12 protein-coding genes and 1 pseudogene are annotated in these 15,397 nt (G+C 71.8%); 3 read left to right on the top strand and 10 right to left on the bottom strand.

The genetic code is table 11. The annotated features are described in order from the left end of the window. Positions 1 to 22: 22 nt before the first annotated feature. The 5 genes and pseudogenes from ACFVDI_RS02715 to ACFVDI_RS02695 all read right to left on the bottom strand — a co-directional run. Positions 23 to 532 (bottom strand): annotated as a pseudogene (locus tag ACFVDI_RS02715) (O-acetyl-ADP-ribose deacetylase); the annotation flags it as partial. After that, positions 529 to 2,988 (bottom strand): non-ribosomal peptide synthetase, encoded by a 2,460-nt coding sequence (locus ACFVDI_RS02710; protein WP_378900109.1) that lies wholly within the window; start codon positions 2,986 to 2,988, stop codon positions 529 to 531. The pseudogene ACFVDI_RS02715 and the gene ACFVDI_RS02710, both read right to left, overlap by 4 nt. Continuing rightward, positions 2,985 to 4,022: an ABC transporter ATP-binding protein gene (locus ACFVDI_RS02705; RefSeq protein ID WP_378900106.1), complete on the bottom strand. Its 1,038-nt coding sequence runs from the start codon at positions 4,020 to 4,022 to the stop codon at positions 2,985 to 2,987. Before ACFVDI_RS02705 ends, ACFVDI_RS02710 begins: the two co-directional genes overlap by 4 nt. Continuing rightward, positions 4,019 to 5,560 carry an ABC transporter permease gene (locus ACFVDI_RS02700; protein ID WP_378900103.1) on the bottom strand — a complete coding sequence of 514 codons (1,542 nt, stop codon included), beginning with the start codon at positions 5,558 to 5,560 and terminating at the stop codon, positions 4,019 to 4,021. Before ACFVDI_RS02700 ends, ACFVDI_RS02705 begins: the two co-directional genes overlap by 4 nt. Positions 5,561 to 5,565: 5 nt before the next feature. Continuing rightward, complete coding sequence (locus tag ACFVDI_RS02695) at positions 5,566 to 6,576, bottom strand: iron ABC transporter substrate-binding protein (RefSeq protein ID WP_378900100.1); 1,011 nt, start codon at positions 6,574 to 6,576, stop codon at positions 5,566 to 5,568. A gap of 201 nt (positions 6,577 to 6,777) precedes the next feature. Here ACFVDI_RS02695 and ACFVDI_RS02690 point away from each other — a divergent pair, with 201 nt between their 5' ends. Further along, positions 6,778 to 8,169 carry a purine-cytosine permease family protein gene (locus ACFVDI_RS02690; protein ID WP_378900097.1) on the top strand — a complete coding sequence of 464 codons (1,392 nt, stop codon included), beginning with the start codon at positions 6,778 to 6,780 and terminating at the stop codon, positions 8,167 to 8,169. Positions 8,170 to 8,202: 33 nt separating this feature from the next. Here ACFVDI_RS02690 and ACFVDI_RS02685 read toward each other — a convergent pair whose 3' ends face one another. Genes ACFVDI_RS02685 through ACFVDI_RS02665 form a run of 5 tightly spaced genes read right to left on the bottom strand, consistent with a single transcriptional unit; the run spans position 8,203 to position 12,848 of the window. After that, positions 8,203 to 9,120, bottom strand: coding sequence for a LysR family transcriptional regulator (locus ACFVDI_RS02685; protein WP_378900094.1), 918 nt, complete (start codon positions 9,118 to 9,120; stop codon positions 8,203 to 8,205). Between the two features lie 20 nt (positions 9,121 to 9,140). After that, positions 9,141 to 10,589, bottom strand: a complete 1,449-nt coding sequence (locus ACFVDI_RS02680; RefSeq protein ID WP_378900091.1) for an aspartate ammonia-lyase — start codon at positions 10,587 to 10,589, stop codon at positions 9,141 to 9,143. Then, positions 10,586 to 11,728, bottom strand: a complete 1,143-nt coding sequence (locus ACFVDI_RS02675; RefSeq protein WP_378900088.1) for a M20 family metallopeptidase — start codon at positions 11,726 to 11,728, stop codon at positions 10,586 to 10,588. The genes ACFVDI_RS02680 and ACFVDI_RS02675 overlap by 4 nt, the downstream gene beginning before the upstream one ends. Before the next feature lie 5 nt (positions 11,729 to 11,733). Then, on the bottom strand, positions 11,734 to 12,402 hold the full coding sequence (locus ACFVDI_RS02670; protein WP_378900085.1) for a DUF1028 domain-containing protein: 669 nt from the start codon (positions 12,400 to 12,402) through the stop codon (positions 11,734 to 11,736). Beyond that, a complete protein-coding gene (locus ACFVDI_RS02665; RefSeq protein WP_378900082.1) occupies positions 12,399 to 12,848 on the bottom strand; it encodes a RidA family protein in 450 nt (149 codons plus the stop codon). The genes ACFVDI_RS02670 and ACFVDI_RS02665 overlap by 4 nt, the downstream gene beginning before the upstream one ends. Positions 12,849 to 13,017: 169 nt before the next feature. On the opposite strand from ACFVDI_RS02665, the gene ACFVDI_RS02660 reads away from it, so the two are divergent. Together ACFVDI_RS02660 and ACFVDI_RS02655 are read left to right on the top strand one after the other, a co-directional pair. Beyond that, positions 13,018 to 14,277, top strand: coding sequence for a flavin-containing monooxygenase (locus tag ACFVDI_RS02660; RefSeq protein ID WP_378900079.1), 1,260 nt, complete (start codon positions 13,018 to 13,020; stop codon positions 14,275 to 14,277). Continuing rightward, on the top strand, positions 14,277 to 15,395 hold the full coding sequence (locus ACFVDI_RS02655; protein ID WP_378900076.1) for a class II histone deacetylase: 1,119 nt from the start codon (positions 14,277 to 14,279) through the stop codon (positions 15,393 to 15,395). Before ACFVDI_RS02660 ends, ACFVDI_RS02655 begins: the two co-directional genes overlap by 1 nt. Positions 15,396 to 15,397 lie beyond the last annotated feature (2 nt).

The raw sequence follows: 15,397 nt of genomic DNA, 5'->3' as shown, positions 1-15,397 counted from the left end.
CGACCTCGGCATCCGACGGATCGAGAGCCGCACGAGCCCGGTCGAAGGCGTCGTACGCCTTCTGGTCGAAGAGCACCAGGCGCACCTCCTCGACGGAGGTCTGCGTCCGGGCGAGGGTCCACAGCGAGACGTACGCGGCCTCCTCGAGCGGGTAACGGTAGACGCCGGTCGAGATCGCCGGGAACGCCACCGTGCGCGCCCCGAGCTCGTCGGCGACCCGGAGCGACTCGCGGAAACACGAGGTCAGCAGACCGATGTTGTCCTGGCCGTCGCTGAACACGGGGCCGACCGTGTGGATCACCCACCGCGCGGGCAGATCCCCCGCCGTCGTCGCGACCGCCTGCCCGACCGGAAGGCCGCCGTCGAGACGACCCGCCCGCAGCCGCCGGCACTCCTCGAGGATCGCCGGGCCGCCGCGCCGGTGGATCGCTCCGTCGACGCCCCCTCCGCCCAGCAAGGAGGAGTTGGCGGCGTTGACGACCGCGTCGACCGGCTGCTCGGTGATGTCCCCGCGTACGACCGTGATCCTCACGCGGTCAATCTAGCGACCCGGGCTCGAGCGACCCATGCGGCCGGCCCGAGCGCGACAGCCACCCCGGCAGCCAGGGAGGCGAGGACGCCGAGCCACCCCAGCCCGGCGGCTTCGAGCCCCGGGTAGATCTGCCAGTGGACGAGGTAGATCCACAGCGACGAGGCGGCGAGCACGGCGGTCACCCGGGACAGCGGCCAGGGCAGCAGGGCCGGCCACGGGACCAGGAGGACGAGGATGCCGAGTGCGACGGTCGCCTCGCGGACCAGATCTCCGAAGAACCCGTACGTCCCCACCACGACCATCGCCGAGACGAGGACACGCTGCCACGGCCGCTCCGCCTCGGCCGCCGCCCAACCCAACGCCACGCACCACAGGACACAGCCGATCGTGTAGCGCTCGGTCGCGCCGGCCTCGAGGCCGACCCACAGGTACCGCACCGCGAGGGTCGCGCCGACCACGACGACTGCGGCGACGAACCGGTGACGCCGCTGCCACCGGTCCAGGACGGGCACCAGGAGCAGGACCGCGAGCCCGGCGAAGGACCAGGTGATCACCTCCAGGAACCACAGCTGCCAGTCGCGGGTCCACCCGTCGCTCCCGAGCGCCTGGTTGAGTCCCAGCGCGGTCGGCCAGTGGTAGCGGTCGCTGACCAGGGCCACCGCGGCGACCCAGAGACCGGCCGGGAGGGCGACCGCCGCCGCGCCCCGGAGAAGCCGACGGGCGCGCAGAGCCCGGGTCGGAGCGGTGAGCCCGAACCGGGCGAGGTTGAAGCCGGCCACCGCGAGCAGGATGTGCGCGCCGCCGAGGAGCGTCCAGACGTCGGCGTGGCTGCCGACGATGGCCACGATGGCCGCCGCGCGCAGGAGCACCGGGATCTCGACGGGCCGCAGCCAGCGCCGCGGACTCCGCGCGCTCGCGGCGAGCTCGGTGATGCTCCGATGCTGCCAGCCGGTGGGCAGCGTGCCGAGCCGCTCGCCGAGCTGGGTCGCGATCTCGACGAAGGAGAGCGAGTCGCCGCCGAGCGAGACGAAGCTGTCGGACACGGTGGCCTCGGGCCGCCCCAGCACCGTGGCATAGACCGTACGCAGCGCGTCGGCGTCCGCACCCGCAGCCAAACCGGTGTCCGGTGGTCCGGCCGCGTCGGCCACGCTCGCCCAGGCGTTGAGGGTGGCGTAGTCGACCTTCCCGTTCGGCGTCCGCGGCACCTCGTCGATCCGGTGGACCTGGACCGACGCGCGCGGCAGCGCCACGATGCCGCCGACGCGCTCCGGCAGCCGACCCACAGACCCTGGATCGGCGGTGAACAGATGCAGGCGGCCACCCGGCGCGACCGCACGGACCGACCCAGGACCGAGCTCGGACTCGATCCGGTCGAGGTCGAGGCGCAGCCCGAGGACCTTGCCGAACCGGCTGCGCCGGCCGGTGATCTCCCACAGTCCGTCGTCGGCCTGACGGGCGAGGTCGCCGGTGCGGAGCTCGCTGAGCTCCGGACCCCGGGCGAGGTCGCCGACGCTCTCGGCGTACCCCATCATCACGTTCGGCCCGGTGTAGACCAGCTCGCCGACGCCCTCCCCCACGCCGTCGACGGGATCGAGTCGGAAGTGCCCGCCGGGGATCGGGATGCCGATCGCCTCGGGCCGGCTCGCAGCCAGGTCGGGCGGGAGGTAGGCCATCCGGGCGGTGGCCTCGGTCTGGCCGTACATCACGACCAGGTCCCAGCCACGAGACTCCCCCAGCGCCGCATAGCGACGGACCGTCTCGGGCGGCATCTTGCCGCCGGCCTGGGTGATGTAGCGCAGCGACGGCAGCGAGCGCTCGGCGAAGCCCGAGGTATCGAGCAGGTCGAAGGTGTAGGGCACCCCGGCGAACGAGGTGGCGCCGTTGCGGGCGGCGACGTCCCAGAAGCACTCGTCGGCGACCGAGAGGTCGGTGAGGATCACCGCGGCCCCGGCGCTGAGGTGGGAGTTGAGCACCGAGAGGCCGTAGCAGTAGTGCAGCGGCAGCGAGCTCATCGCCCGGTCGGCGGAGGTGAGCCCGAGATAGGCCGCGATGCTGGCCGCATTGGCGGCCAGGTTGTCCCGGGAGAGCCTGACCAGCTTCGGCGACCCGGTCGAGCCCGAGGTCGACAGCAGCAGCGCGAGGTCGGGGTGGAGCTCCGCCGAGCCCTCGAACGCGGCCCGGTAGCGCATCCGGAGCTCACCGAGGTCGCTGCCCGGCGGCGTCAGCAGCACGGGCCGGCGCGCCGCGAGCGCGGCCAGGTAGCCGATCACCGAGTCCAGGTCGTTACCGGCCTCGAGCAGCACGACCCCGTGCGAGCGGCCGTACGCAGCCACCCGGTCCGTCACCGCCTGCTCCAGCTCGGCGTAGGTCAGCGTCACCTCGGCGGTGATCACCGCCGGATCCCCCGGCCGCCCCTTCAGGAGCAGATGAGACCCAGTGGCGATCGTCGAGCTCATCGCAGGTCCCCGGGATAGCCGACCAACGGTCCGACGACCTCGAGCGAGACCGTGGCGCCGATGTCGGGGATCCCGGTGCCCGGGACCCGGGCGGTCACGCGTAGGTCATCGCTCAACCGCACCCGGATGGTGGCGTCGTGGCCGAAGAAGGAGACCTCCTCGACCACGCCCTTGGTCCCCGAGGTGGCATCGGCCGAGACCTGCACCTGCTCGGAGCGTACGACCAACGTCACCGGCCCGGAGGGCAGCGGGGCGGCGAGCCTGACCTCGCCGAGCGGCGAGTCGACGCGCCCGTCACCGAGGACCTCGCCGGGGAGCAGTGTCGCCGAGCCGAGGAAGGCGGCCACCGCGGGATGCTCGGGGGTCAGGTAGACGTCGACCGCGGAGCCGACCTGCAGGAAGCGCCCGGCGGACATCACGGCCACCTGGTCGGCCAGCGAGAGCGCCTCGCCCTGGTCGTGGGTGACCAGCAGCGCTGCCGCGCCGGCGGTACGCAGCGCCCGCACGACCGCGCGCCCGGACTCCTCCCGCAGGCCCGCGTCGAGCGAGGAGAACGGCTCGTCGAGCAGCACCAGGCGAGGCCGGGGCGCGAGCGCGCGAGCCACGGCGACCCGCTGCTGCTGACCGCCGGAGAGCTCGTGCGGATGCCGGTCGGCCAGCTCCGCGGGCAGCTCGAGCAGCCGGAGCAGCTCGGCGACCCGCTCCTGCCGCTCGGCCCGGGACACCGAGCGCCGCAGCCCGAACGCGATGTTGCCGCCCACGTCGAGGTGCGGGAAGAGCGCGCCCTCCTGCGGGACGTACCCGATCCCGCGGCGGCGCGGCGCCAGCCCCGCGACCGAGCGCCCGCCGATCCGGATCTCACCGGCGGTGGGCGTGATGAACCCCGCCACGCAGCGCAGCAACGTGGTCTTGCCGCAGCCGGAGGCGCCGAGCACGGCGGTCACACCGTCCTCGACGGTCAGGTCGAGCCCGTCGAGCACCTGGCGCCGGCCGTGTCCGGCGCGCAGCCCGCTCACCTGCAGTGCCACCGTCATCGTGCCGATCCTCTCGACGAACGTCCCAACAGCACCGTCGCCGGGATCGCGAGCAGCACCAGCGCGAGCGCGTAGGGCGCCGCGGCCCCGTAGGCGACCGCGGAGGCCTCGCTCCAGAACTCGGTGGCCAGCGTCGTGGTCCCGATCGGGGCCAGCAGCAGCGTGGCGGTCAGCTCGGTCGAGACCGCGAGCGCGACCAGCGCGGTGGCCGTGGCCAGCCCCGGCAGGAGCAGCGGCAGCGTGACCCGCCGCATCGCCCCGGCCCGGCTCTGGCCCAGGCTCAGCGCGACCTCCTCCAGCCGCGGCGGCACCAGCTCCAGCACCCCGCGCACGGCCACGAGCGCGCGCGGCAGGAACAGGATGACGTACGCGGCCACCAGCAGCGGCAGGGTCTGGTAGACCCCGGGCAGCCAGCCGATCGCGACGGTGACCAGGGCCAGCGCGACCACGACGCCCGGCAGCGCGCTGGTGGTGTACGCCGCCCGCTCGACACCCAGCGACCAGCTGGACCGGTGGCGCACCGCCTGCCAGACGACCGGCAGCGCCGCGGCTGTCGCGACCAGGCCGGCGACGGCGGCGAGGCCGATGCTGGTGCCGGTCGCCGGGAGCAGCCGGGCCAGGTCGAGCTCGGCCGAGGCGCCCCGGACCAGCCAGCGCACCAGGCTGGCCGCGGGAAGACCGACGGCCAGCGCCACGAAGAGTCCGAGCCCCACCACGACGGGCGCGGTCCAGCGGCCGAGCCGCGTCCTCGGCGCGGGGCGAGCGGTGCCGCTGCCGACCCGGGCGCGATGGGCCGGACCGCGCACCAGCATCTCCAGGGCGAGCAGCCCGAGGCAGGCCAGCAGCAGCACGCTGGCCAGCAGGGTCGCGGCGGGACCGTTGAAGGCCGTGCCGTACTGCTGCAGGATCGCGGTCGTCAGGGTCGGGTAGTTGAGCAGCTGCAGGGCGCCGTACTCGGCCAGCAGGTGCAGACCGACCAGCAGCGCACCGCCCAGGACGGCCGGCGCGAGGGTCGGCAGCACCACGCGCCAGAAGATCTCCCGCGGCCGTCGACCGAGCGCCGCCGCGACCTCCTCCAACGAGGGGTCGAGGCGGCGCAGCGCGGCCACCGTGGGCAGGTAGACCAGCGGGTAGTAGGACAGCGAGACGACGAGCACCGTCCCGGGATAGGACTGCACCGCGTGGGTGGTCGCCACCCAGGCGTAGCCGTTGACGAAGGCCGGGATGGCCAGCGGCGCACACAACGCGCCGTGCCACCACCCGGACAGGGGCAGCGAGGTCCGCTCGACCACCCACGCCCCGCTGACCCCGAACACCACGGAGAGCAGAACCCCCGCGACCACCAGCCGTCCGGTGTTCCACAGCAGCTCGCCGATCCGGGGCCGGACCAGGAAGTCGTACGCCTCGGAGGGCCCGACCGACGCGGCCGACCACAGGACGTACCCGACCGGCACCAGGCAGGCCGCGACGATCGCGCCGGCCAGCGCCGGGACCAGCCACCGCCCGTACCGGACGGTGTCCAACGTGCCGAGATGCACGCTGCTCAGAGGAAGCCCACTTCCGTCATCATGTCGACCACCGCGGCACTGTCGAGGTCGGAGACCGCCACGGCGGGCGGAGCGAGCTCGGAGAACTTCTTGACCGGCGGGTCGAGCTGGACCTCGGGGTTCAGCGGATACTCCAGCGCGTAGCTGTCGGCCAGGCCCTGCTGGCCGGTCTTGCCGGTGAGGTAGCCGACGAACTTCTCGGCGTCGGACTTGTGCTTCGCCGAGGCCAGCACACCGGCCCCGGAGACGCTCACGAAGGCGCCGGGGTCCTGGTTGCCGAAGAAGTGGAGCTCGGAGTTGTCACTGACCTCGCCGGACTCGGCCTGGTCGCGGTACCAGTAGTAGTGGTAGATGATCCCGACCGGCGACTCGCCCGCGTTGACCGACTCCAGCACGACGTTGTTGCCGTCGTAGACGGTGCCGTTGGCCTTGAGCCCCTCGAGCCACTTCCTGGTGGCCTCCTCGCCCTCGGTGGCCAGGACCCCGGCGACGATCGCCTGGAAGTCGGCTCCGGTCGGCGAGAAGGAGACCTTGCCCTTCCACTCCGGCTTCGCCAGGTCGAGCATCGAGGCGGGCAGCTCGGCCTCGGTGATCTGGTCGGTGTTGTAGACCAGCACGGTGGAGCGGGCCACGAACCCGGTCCAGGCGTTGCTCGTCGGCCGGTACTGCTCCGGGATCGGCGCGATCACGTCGTCGGGCAGGGTGGCCAGCAGGCCCTCCCGCTCGACCGCGGCCATCGCCGGCGAGTTCTCGGTGAGGAAGACGTCGGCCGGCGACTTCTCGCCCTCCGCGACGAGCTGGGCGGCGAGCTCGAGGTCCTTGCCGTTGCGCAGCTCGACGTCGATGCCGGTCTCCTTCTCGAACGCCGGCACCAGCTCCTCCATGAGCTGCTCGTGCTGAGCGTTGTAGACGACGAGGGCGTCGTCGGAGGAGCAGGAGGTGAGCGTTGCCCCGAGCAGGGCAACCGAGACCGAGACCACAACGGCGGAGAGAGGCTTCACGGCCATCCTTTCATTTGGTAAGGCTGACCTTAGAAAGGTTTACCTAAGAATGCGAGTGCCAGGGTCCCATGCCCCGCGGTTCGCGCCAGCTCTCGGGTCGACCTGCATCGATTTTGGCGATGTCTTATGCCAAAAGGATTCGTTTGCCAGAGGAATGTAAGGGTCACGACCATGGGTGGTGCGCCTCACACCCTTGGGAGAATGAACATGCCAGACCAGCCAGTCGTCGAGAAGCACACCATCGGCTACGTCCCGCCCGAGGACCGCCATGGCAAGGTGCGCGACCTCTTCACCCTGTGGTTCGGGACCAACATCGCTCCCCTGCCCGTCGTCACCGGTGCCGCTGGCGTCACCGTCTTCGGCCTCGACCTGTTCTGGTGCCTCGTCGCCATCGTGGTCGGCCACCTCGTCGGCGGTGTCTTCATGGCACTGCACTCGGCCCAGGGACCGCAGATGGGGATCCCGCAGATGATCCAGAGCCGCGGCCAGTTCGGCTCGTACGGGGCACTGATCGTCGTGGTCATCGCGGCCGTGATGTACCTGGCGTTCTTCGCCTCCAACATCGTCCTCGCCGGCCAGTCGCTGCACGGCATCGCCGAGCCGATCCCGGTCGAGGCCGGCATCGTGATCGGCGCGCTCGGCTCCGGCCTGATCGCGGTGATCGGCTACAAGGTCATCCACTCGCTCAACAAGATCGCGACCTGGGTCCTCGGCATCGGCATCGTGCTCGGCACCGTCGCCATCTTCGTCGCCGGCGTGCCCGCGGGCTTCTGGACGCAGGGCGGCTACAGCACCGCCGGCTTCCTCGCCACGGTCTCGCTGGGTGCGCTGTGGCAGATCGCCTTCGCTCCGTACGTCTCGGACTACTCGCGCTACCTGCCGGCCGGAGTCGGAGTGAAGGCGACCTTCACCGCCACCTACCTCGGCTGCACCCTCGGCTCGATCCTGCCGTTCGCCTTCGGCGCCATCGTCGCGCTGGCGATGAAGCCGGGCATCGAGGTCATGACCGGAGTCCGGGACACCACCGGGGCGTTCGGCACGCCGCTCCTGGTGCTGTTCCTGCTCTCGGTGATCAGCCACAACGCGCTCAACCTCTACGGCACCGTGCTCTCGGTGATCACCTGCGTGCAGACGTTCGTCGCCACCTGGATCCCGACCGCCCGCAGCCGGGTGGTGCTGTCGCTGATCGTGATGGCCGCCTCGACGTACTTCGCCATCGGCGTCTCCGGCAACTTCATCTCGTACTTCGTCGACATCGTGCTCGCGCTGCTCGTGGTGCTGGTCCCGTGGACCGCGATCAACCTGATCGACTTCTACCTGATCCACCGCGGCAACTACGACCTCGACTCGATCTTCGCGGCCGACGGCGGCATCTACGGCCGCTTCAACGGCCAGGCGATCCTCGCCTACGTGATCGGCATCATCGTGCAGATCCCGTTCATGGCGACGCCGCTCTACACCGGGCCGGTCGCGGACATGCTCGACGGCGCCGACCTGAGCTGGATCCTGGGCCTGGTCGCGACCGCGCCGATCTACTACCTGCTGGCACGCGGCCGCAAGCTCGCCCCGAGCGAGGTCGCGCTCGCCTCGCAGCTCTGAGCCACCCAGCACTTCCTCGGCGGGAAGGTCGCCTCACCGGCCTTCCCGCCGACGTGCTGCTCGGCCGGCGGACCGGACGAAGGCCTGGGCACGGGCGGTGAGGCGCACGCCCTTCATCGAGGCCAGCACGACCTCGAGAGGCTCGACCGGATCGCTGATCTCCAAGGTCACGATCTCGGCACCGTCGTACGTCGTGGCGCTGGCCGGGCGCTGGTTGAGCACCGACCATCCCTGGCCGTTGGCGACCATCGCGCGGACGGTCTCGAAGCCGGCGCTGCGGTGGCGGATCTCGGGGCGGAAGCCGGCCGACTCGACCAGCCGCTCGAAGTACTGGCCGCTGTGCGGCAGGTCGAGGAGCACCATCGGCTCCTTCTCGAGCTCGGCGAGCGCGACCTTCTTCCGGCGAGCGAGCCGGTGGCCCTTGCCGACGAGGACGTACGGTGCGGCGACGCCGACCCGGACGTGGTCGATGTCGTCGTCGAGGTCGTAGCCGTACATGAGCGCCAGCTCGCAGCGGCCCGAGCGCAGCGCGTGCTTGAGCGCGGCGTGCTCGTCCTCGAGGACGGAGACGTGGATGCCGGGGTGGTCCTGCTCGCAGGCGGCCAGCAGCCGCGGCAGCTCGAACGGGCCCAGTGTGGTGAAGCAGCCGATGGTGAGGTCGCCGACGAGTGCCTGGCCGGCGGAGCGGGCGACCTCGACCAGCTCGCTGGTGTGCACGAGATAGCTGCGCAGCTCGCGGTAGAACTCCTCGCCGGCGGCCGTGAGGGTCAGACCGCGCGCGTGGTGGCGCAGCAGCAGCTGGACGCCGAGCTCCTTCTCGAGCTGTGCGACGGCCGTCGAGACGGCCGACTGCGAGACCACGAGCTGCCGCGAGGCGGCGGTCATGGAGCCCAGCTCCGCAGCTGCGGCGAAGTAGCGCAGCTGGGTCAGGGTGAAGGACGGCTCGGCCATACGGGCCATCCTGCCGGAAGTCACTCCCGGTTCGCCCCGTTCACGCCGTTCACGCCGGTCGCGTCGAGGTTGGCGAGCGTCTCGGGGCGCAGCAGCGCGTCGAGGACGGCCGGGTCGAGTCCCCCGGCGGCGAGGGCGAGATCGCGCACCGCTCCGGCGCCGCTGAGCGCCTCCTTGGCGATCTCCGCGGACTTCGCGTAGCCGAGCAGCGGGGTCAGCGCGGTGGCCAGCCCGGCGTTGGTGGCGGCCGCGGCCGCGAGCTTCGTGGCGTCGACGGTGATCCCGTCGACGCACAGCTCCCGCAGCGAGTCGAAGGCGGCGGCGGTCCAGGTGAATCCCTGGAGCAGGCCGTGCGCCATCACCGGCTCGAACGCGTTGAGCTGGAGCTGGCCGCCCTCGGCCGCCATCGTGACGGTGAGGTCGTTGCCGATCACCCAGAAGGCGACCTGGTTGACCATCTCCGGGATCACGGGGTTGACCTTGCCGGGCATGATGCTCGACCCGGCCTGGCGGGCGGGAAGCCGGAGCTCGCCGAGACCGGCCTGCGGCCCCGAGCTGAGCAGCCGCAGGTCGTTGCAGATCTTGGAGGCCTTGACGACGATCCGCTTCAGCACGCTGGAGACCTGCACGAACGCGCCGGTGTCGCTGGTCGCCTCGACCAGGTCGCCCGCGCCGACCACCGGCAGGCCGGTGATCTCGGCGAGGTGCGCGACGGCGAGCCGCGGGTAGTCGGGGTGGGCGGTGATCCCGGTGCCGATCGCGGTCGCGCCGAGGTTGATCTCGCACAGCAGCACGCGGGAGTCGGCCAGCCGGGCCAGCTCCTCGCGCAGCGTGGTGGCGAAGGCACCGAGCTCCTGGCCGACCGTCATCGGGACGGCGTCCTGGAGCTGCGTACGCCCGATCTTGGGGACGGCGCGGAACTCGGCTGCCTTGCGGGCGAAGGAGTCGGCCAGGGCCTCGGTCGCCTCGGCCAGGCGGTCGATGGCGCCGACAAGGGCGAGGCGGACCGCGGTCGGGTAGATGTCGTTCGTGGACTGGCAGCGGTTGACGTGGTCGAGGGGGTGGATCTCGTCGTAGCTGCCGAACGGCAGGCCGAGGATCTCCAGGGCCCGGTTGGCGACCACCTCGTTGGCGTTCATGTTGGTCGAGGTGCCGGCGCCGCCCTGGATCACGTCGACGACGAACTGGTCGTCGAGCTTCCCGTCACGGACGTCCTGCGCGGCAGCGGCGATCGCGCCGTGGCGGCGGTCGTCGAGCAGGCCGAGGTCGTGGTTGGCCCGGGCGGCTGCGAGCTTGACCGCACCGAGCGCGGCGACGAGCGGACGGTGGCTGCCCACCGTGGTGCCGCTGACCGGGAAGTTCCGCAGCGCCCGGGCGGTGTGCACGCCCCAGTAGGCGGTTGCTGGCACCTCGAACGGGCCGAGCGAGTCGTGCTCGACGCGGGTGGGCAGGGCGTCGACCGTGGTCATCGTGCGCTCGCCTCCTCGGCGACGTCGAGCGCGGTCCAGGCCAGCGCGGTGGCGGCATCGAGGAGCGCCTTCTCGGCGTCCCCGCCGACGCAGTGCGCGGCGAACTCGGGCTGGTGGTTGAGAGCGGTCCCGGAGTTGATCCCGACATAGGGGTGGATGGCCGGAACCACCTGGGAGACGTTGCCCATGTCGGTGGAGGCCCGGTTCATCCGGCGCGCGGGCGTGCCCGGGTCGAAGACCCGGCCGATCTCCTCGGCATTGCGCCGGTACGCCGCCAGCGCGGGCGCGAACGTGCGGAACTCGGCGTACGGCTTGCTCTCCGGCTCGACCGTGAGCGTCGCGCCGGTGGCGAGGGCACCGGCCTCGAAGCAGCGCCAGACCTTCTCCTCGGTCTCGGCGAGCTGGGCGAGGCTCTCGGCGCGGACGTACCAGCGGCCCTCGGTGCGGGCGGGGATGGCGTTGGGGGCCTCTCCCCCGTTGGTCATCACACCGTGCACGCGTACGGTCGGCGGCAGCTGCTGGCGGAGCAGGCCGATCGCGACCTGGGCGACGGTGAAGGCGTCGGCGGCGTTGACGCCCTGCTCGGGGTAGGCCGCCGCGTGGGCGGCCTTGCCACGGAACTCGACGTGCGAGTGGGAGACGGCGAACGGCTCCGCCTCGGCAACGTCGACGGGCGCGGGATGGGCCATCATCGCCAGGTCGAGCCCGGCGAAGGCGCCACGCTCGAGCAGCTCGATCTTGCCGCCGCCACCCTCCTCGGCGGGGGTGCCGTAGACCTCGATGGTCAGGCCCGCCGCGTCGGCGAGCCGGGCCAGAGCGCGGGCCGCACCGACCGTGATCGCGGAGATCAGGTTGTGGCCGCAGGCGTGGCCGAGACCGGGGAGGGCGTCGTACTCGGCACAGAGACCGAGCCGGAACGGACCACTCCCGAAGGTCGCCAGGAACGCCGTCTCCAGGCCGAGATAGGCGGGCGTCACGGTGAACCCGGCCTCCTCGAGGGACTCCGCGACCCACCGCGAGGAGCGGTGCTCCTCCCAGGCGGTCTCGGGGTGGGCGTGCAGCTGCTCGGAGAGCCGGATCAGGCGCTCGCCGTCGCCGCTGACGGTGGCGGCGGCGTCCTGCTTCGCGGTGGTGGCCATCGAGGTCACTCGTCCCCGGGCACGCCGTAGGACGGTGCGGTGGTCGGGTCGAGTCCGCGGGTCACATAGTCGTCGCGCTGCGGCAGCCAGACCTTCAGCAGGTCGCGGAGCTCCTCGATCGGGCGCTCGCTCCAGTCGACGCGGAGGTCGGTGACCCGCCAGGCGACGTCGCGTACGACCGACAGGCCCGCCGAGTGCAGCGGTCCGGCCTCGCCGCCGGCGGCCAGGCCGGCCTCGAGCCCGGCGAGCAGCCGCTCCTCGAGCTCTCCGGTCGCGGCCCCGAAGCCCGCGACGACGGCGTCGACGACCTCGGTGCCGGACAGCAGGTTGCCGGCGGCGACGACCTGCGGGGCGACGACGTGGTGGTGGACACCGAGCGACCCGGACCCGCTGTACGCCGCACCGGCTCCGTCGAGCCCGAGCACGGTGAGCTGGCGGTGCTCGATGTGCTCGCGACCCTGGGTGACCGAGGCGAGCGCCGCCCGGGCGTCGAGCCCGGAGGCGAGCGCGTCGAGCAGCTCGGTGCCCAGGCGCGGGTCGGTGATGTTCTGCGAGGAGGCGCCACCGACGCCGGGGCGCAGGTGGACGCAGCGCGCGGCGACGGCTGGGCTGGAGGAGGTCACGGCGATGCCGACGGCACCCCTGCCGTCGGTGGCGAGAACGGAGAAGGTCACTTCGACGCCTCCGGGATGACGGCGATCGCGTCGACCTCGACCAGCCACTCCGGGCGGGCCAGGGCGGAGATCACCAGACCGGTCGAGATCGGGTGCACGCCCTTCGTCCAGCGGCCGATGGTGCGGTACACGACCTCGCGGTAGCGCGGGTCGACGATGTAGATGGTGAGCTTGACCAGGTGCTCCATCTCGGCACCGGCCTCCTCGAGCAGCATCTTGATGTTGGCCATCGCCCGCTCGGTCTGCGCCTCGACGTCGCCGATGCCGACCGACTCGCTGGTGTCCAGGTTCTGCCCGATCTGACCGCGCACGTAGACGGTGTTGCCCGCGACGACGGCCTGGCACAGGTCGTTGTCGAGGTTCTGCTCGGGATAGGTGACGCTGGTGTTGAACGGGCGGATCCGGGTGTGCCCGCCGACGACGATGCTGGTCTTGTTGGTCTCCACGACGCCCAGTCCACCTCGTCTCCATGTATGTGTCCAACAGATGTTTCCGACGACTGTTGTCAACGAAACAGATGCAACGGCGTCGCTGCTCCTTGCATCAGCCGATCCGATGGCTAAGGCCAACAACATCTGTTGGACATGACCAAGGACGGCGGCTGAGGATTTCGACATGGCAAACGAAGACATCGAGGTCCTCGTCGTCGGCGCAGGGCAGGCCGGGGTGGCGATGAGCGAGCACCTGAGCGACAACGGCGTACCCCACCTCGTGCTGGAACGTGACCGGATCGCCGAGCGCTGGCGCACCATGCGCTGGGACTCGCTCGTCGCGAACGGTCCCGCGTGGCACGACCGGTTCCCGGGTCTGGAGTTCCAGGACGTCGACGCGGACGCGTTCGCCACCAAGGACCAGGTCGCGGCCTACTTCGAGGCGTACGCCGAGAAGATCGCCGCGCCGATCAGGACCGGCGTCGAGGTCACCTCGGTGACCCGCAACGAGGGCCGTCCGGGCTTCCGGGTGGAGACCTCCGACGGCGTCATCGACGCGCGGTTCGTCGTCGCGGCGACCGGCCCGTTCCAGAAGCCGGTCTACCCGGCGATCGTCCCCGACGGCGCGGTGCGGCTGCAGCTGCACTCGAGCGACTACCGCAACGCCGACCAGCTCCCCGAGGGCAACGTCCTCGTCGTCGGCGCCGGGTCCTCCGGCGTCCAGATCGCCGACGAGCTGCAGCGCGCCGGTCGTCAGGTCCACCTCTCGGTCGGTCCGCACGACCGTCCCCCGCGCAGCTACCGCGGCCGCGACTTCTGCTGGTGGCTGGGCGTCCTGGGTCTGTGGGACCTGGAGACCCCGGCTGCCGGCGCGGAGCACGTCACCATCGCCGTCAGCGGCGCCCGCGGCGGCCGCACCATCGACTTCCGAGACCTCGAGGCGAGCGGGATCCAGCTCGTCGGGATGACCGACCGGTTCGACGCCGGCACGCTCACCTTCCGTGAGGATCTCGCCGAGAACATCGCCCGGGGCGACGCCAACCACCTCGCCCTCCTCGACGCCGCCGACCAGTACGTCGCCCGCAACGGCATCGAACTGCCCGAGGAGCCCTCCGCCCGAGAGCTCGGCCCCGCCCCCGCGGCAGCCACCACGCCCCTGCTCTCCCTCGACCTGGCCGAGGCCGGCATCACCACGGTGATCTGGGCGACCGGATTCGCGACCGACTACAGCTGGCTGCAGGTCGACGCGCTCGACGAGAACGGCCGCCCGGCCCACCGCCGAGGCGTCTCCAGCGAGCCCGGCGTCTACTTCGTCGGTCTCCCCTGGCTCTCCCGCCGTGGCTCGAGCTTCATCTGGGGTGTCTGGCACGACGCCAAGCACGTGGCCGGCCACATCGCGACGCAGCGCAGCTACGCGGCGTACGACCGTCAGGCGCGCGCGTGATGAACGCCGGGGGCACGGCGTTCTACCACGACGAGCGGTGCCTGTGGCACAGCACCGGTGAGGCCGTGCTGTTCCTGCCGGTCGGCGGGTGGCTCCAGCCGCTCGCGACCGGCGGACACCCGGAGTCGCCGGAGTCGAAGCGGCGGTTCAAGTCGCTGATGGACGTCTCCGGGCTCACTGCGAAGCTCGAGGTCCACAGTGCCGAGCCGGTGACGCGCGAGGACATGGAACGGGTGCACCCGGCGGCGTACCTGGACCGGTTCGAGGAGCTCAGCGCTGGCAAGGGCGGCGAGGTCGGCCAGGAGGCGCTGTTCTCGCACGGCGGCTTCGAGATCGCCGCGCTCTCCGCGGGTCTCGCGAAGCGGGCGGTCGCCGACGTGGTGACCGGCCGCTACCGCAACGCCTACGCGCTCTCCCGCCCGCCGGGGCACCACTGCCTGCCCGAGGAGGGCATGGGCTTCTGCCTGCTCGCCAACATCGCGATCGCGGTCGAGGCGGCCAAGGCCGAGCACGGTCTCGGCCGGGTGGCCGTCATCGACTGGGACGTGCACCACGGCAACGGCACCGAGGCGGTCTACTACGAGCGCGACGACGTCCTCACCGTCTCGGTCCACCAGGAGAACTGCTTCCCGGTCGACACCGGCGCGACCACCGACCGGGGCCGCGGCGCCGGCCTGGGCTTCAACCTCAACGTGCCGCTGCCGCCGGGGTCGGGCCACGAGACGTACCTGGCCGCGATGCGCGACATCGTGCTGCCCGCGGTCCGCGACTTCGCGCCCGAGCTGATCGTCATCGCCAGCGGCCTCGACGCCAACATGGTCGACCCGCTCGCCCGTCAGCTGCTCTACGCCGACAGCTTCCGGCACCTGACCGCGATGGTCATGGAGGTCGCCGACGACGTGTGCGAGGGCCGCGTGGTCGCCGTCCACGAGGGCGGGTACGCCGAGTCGGAGGTGCCCTTCTGCGGGCTGGCGATCGTCGAGACGCTGTCGGGGATCCGCACCGAGGTCGTGGACCCGTTCGAGGAGACCTTCATCGCCCAGCAGCCCTCCGCACGCACGCTCTCGCACCAGCTCGCCATCGTCGCCGAGCTGGCCGAGGAGCTGCGCGGACTCTGAGG

This window comes from Nocardioides sp. NPDC057767 (assembly GCF_042798275.1).
Taxonomy (GTDB): Bacteria; Actinomycetota; Actinomycetes; order Propionibacteriales; family Nocardioidaceae; genus Nocardioides.
This window is presented reverse-complemented; position numbering and strand designations above follow the sequence as displayed.

Bases quoted from the DNA above. Each gene is read 5' to 3' on its own strand.
- ACFVDI_RS02690 (WP_378900097.1), top strand. From the start codon at position 6,778: ATGCCAGACCAGCCAGTCGTCGAGAAGCACACCATCGGCTACGTCCCG.
- ACFVDI_RS02685 (WP_378900094.1), bottom strand. From the start codon at position 9,120: ATGGCCGAGCCGTCCTTCACCCTGACCCAGCTGCGCTACTTCGCCGCA.
- ACFVDI_RS02660 (WP_378900079.1), top strand. From the start codon at position 13,018: ATGGCAAACGAAGACATCGAGGTCCTCGTCGTCGGCGCAGGGCAGGCC.
- ACFVDI_RS02675 (WP_378900088.1), bottom strand. From the start codon at position 11,728: ATGGCCACCACCGCGAAGCAGGACGCCGCCGCCACCGTCAGCGGCGAC.
- ACFVDI_RS02655 (WP_378900076.1), top strand. From the start codon at position 14,277: ATGAACGCCGGGGGCACGGCGTTCTACCACGACGAGCGGTGCCTGTGG.
- ACFVDI_RS02705 (WP_378900106.1), bottom strand. From the start codon at position 4,022: ATGACGGTGGCACTGCAGGTGAGCGGGCTGCGCGCCGGACACGGCCGG.
- ACFVDI_RS02710 (WP_378900109.1), bottom strand. From the start codon at position 2,988: ATGAGCTCGACGATCGCCACTGGGTCTCATCTGCTCCTGAAGGGGCGG.
- ACFVDI_RS02680 (WP_378900091.1), bottom strand. From the start codon at position 10,589: ATGACCACGGTCGACGCCCTGCCCACCCGCGTCGAGCACGACTCGCTC.
- ACFVDI_RS02695 (WP_378900100.1), bottom strand. From the start codon at position 6,576: ATGGCCGTGAAGCCTCTCTCCGCCGTTGTGGTCTCGGTCTCGGTTGCC.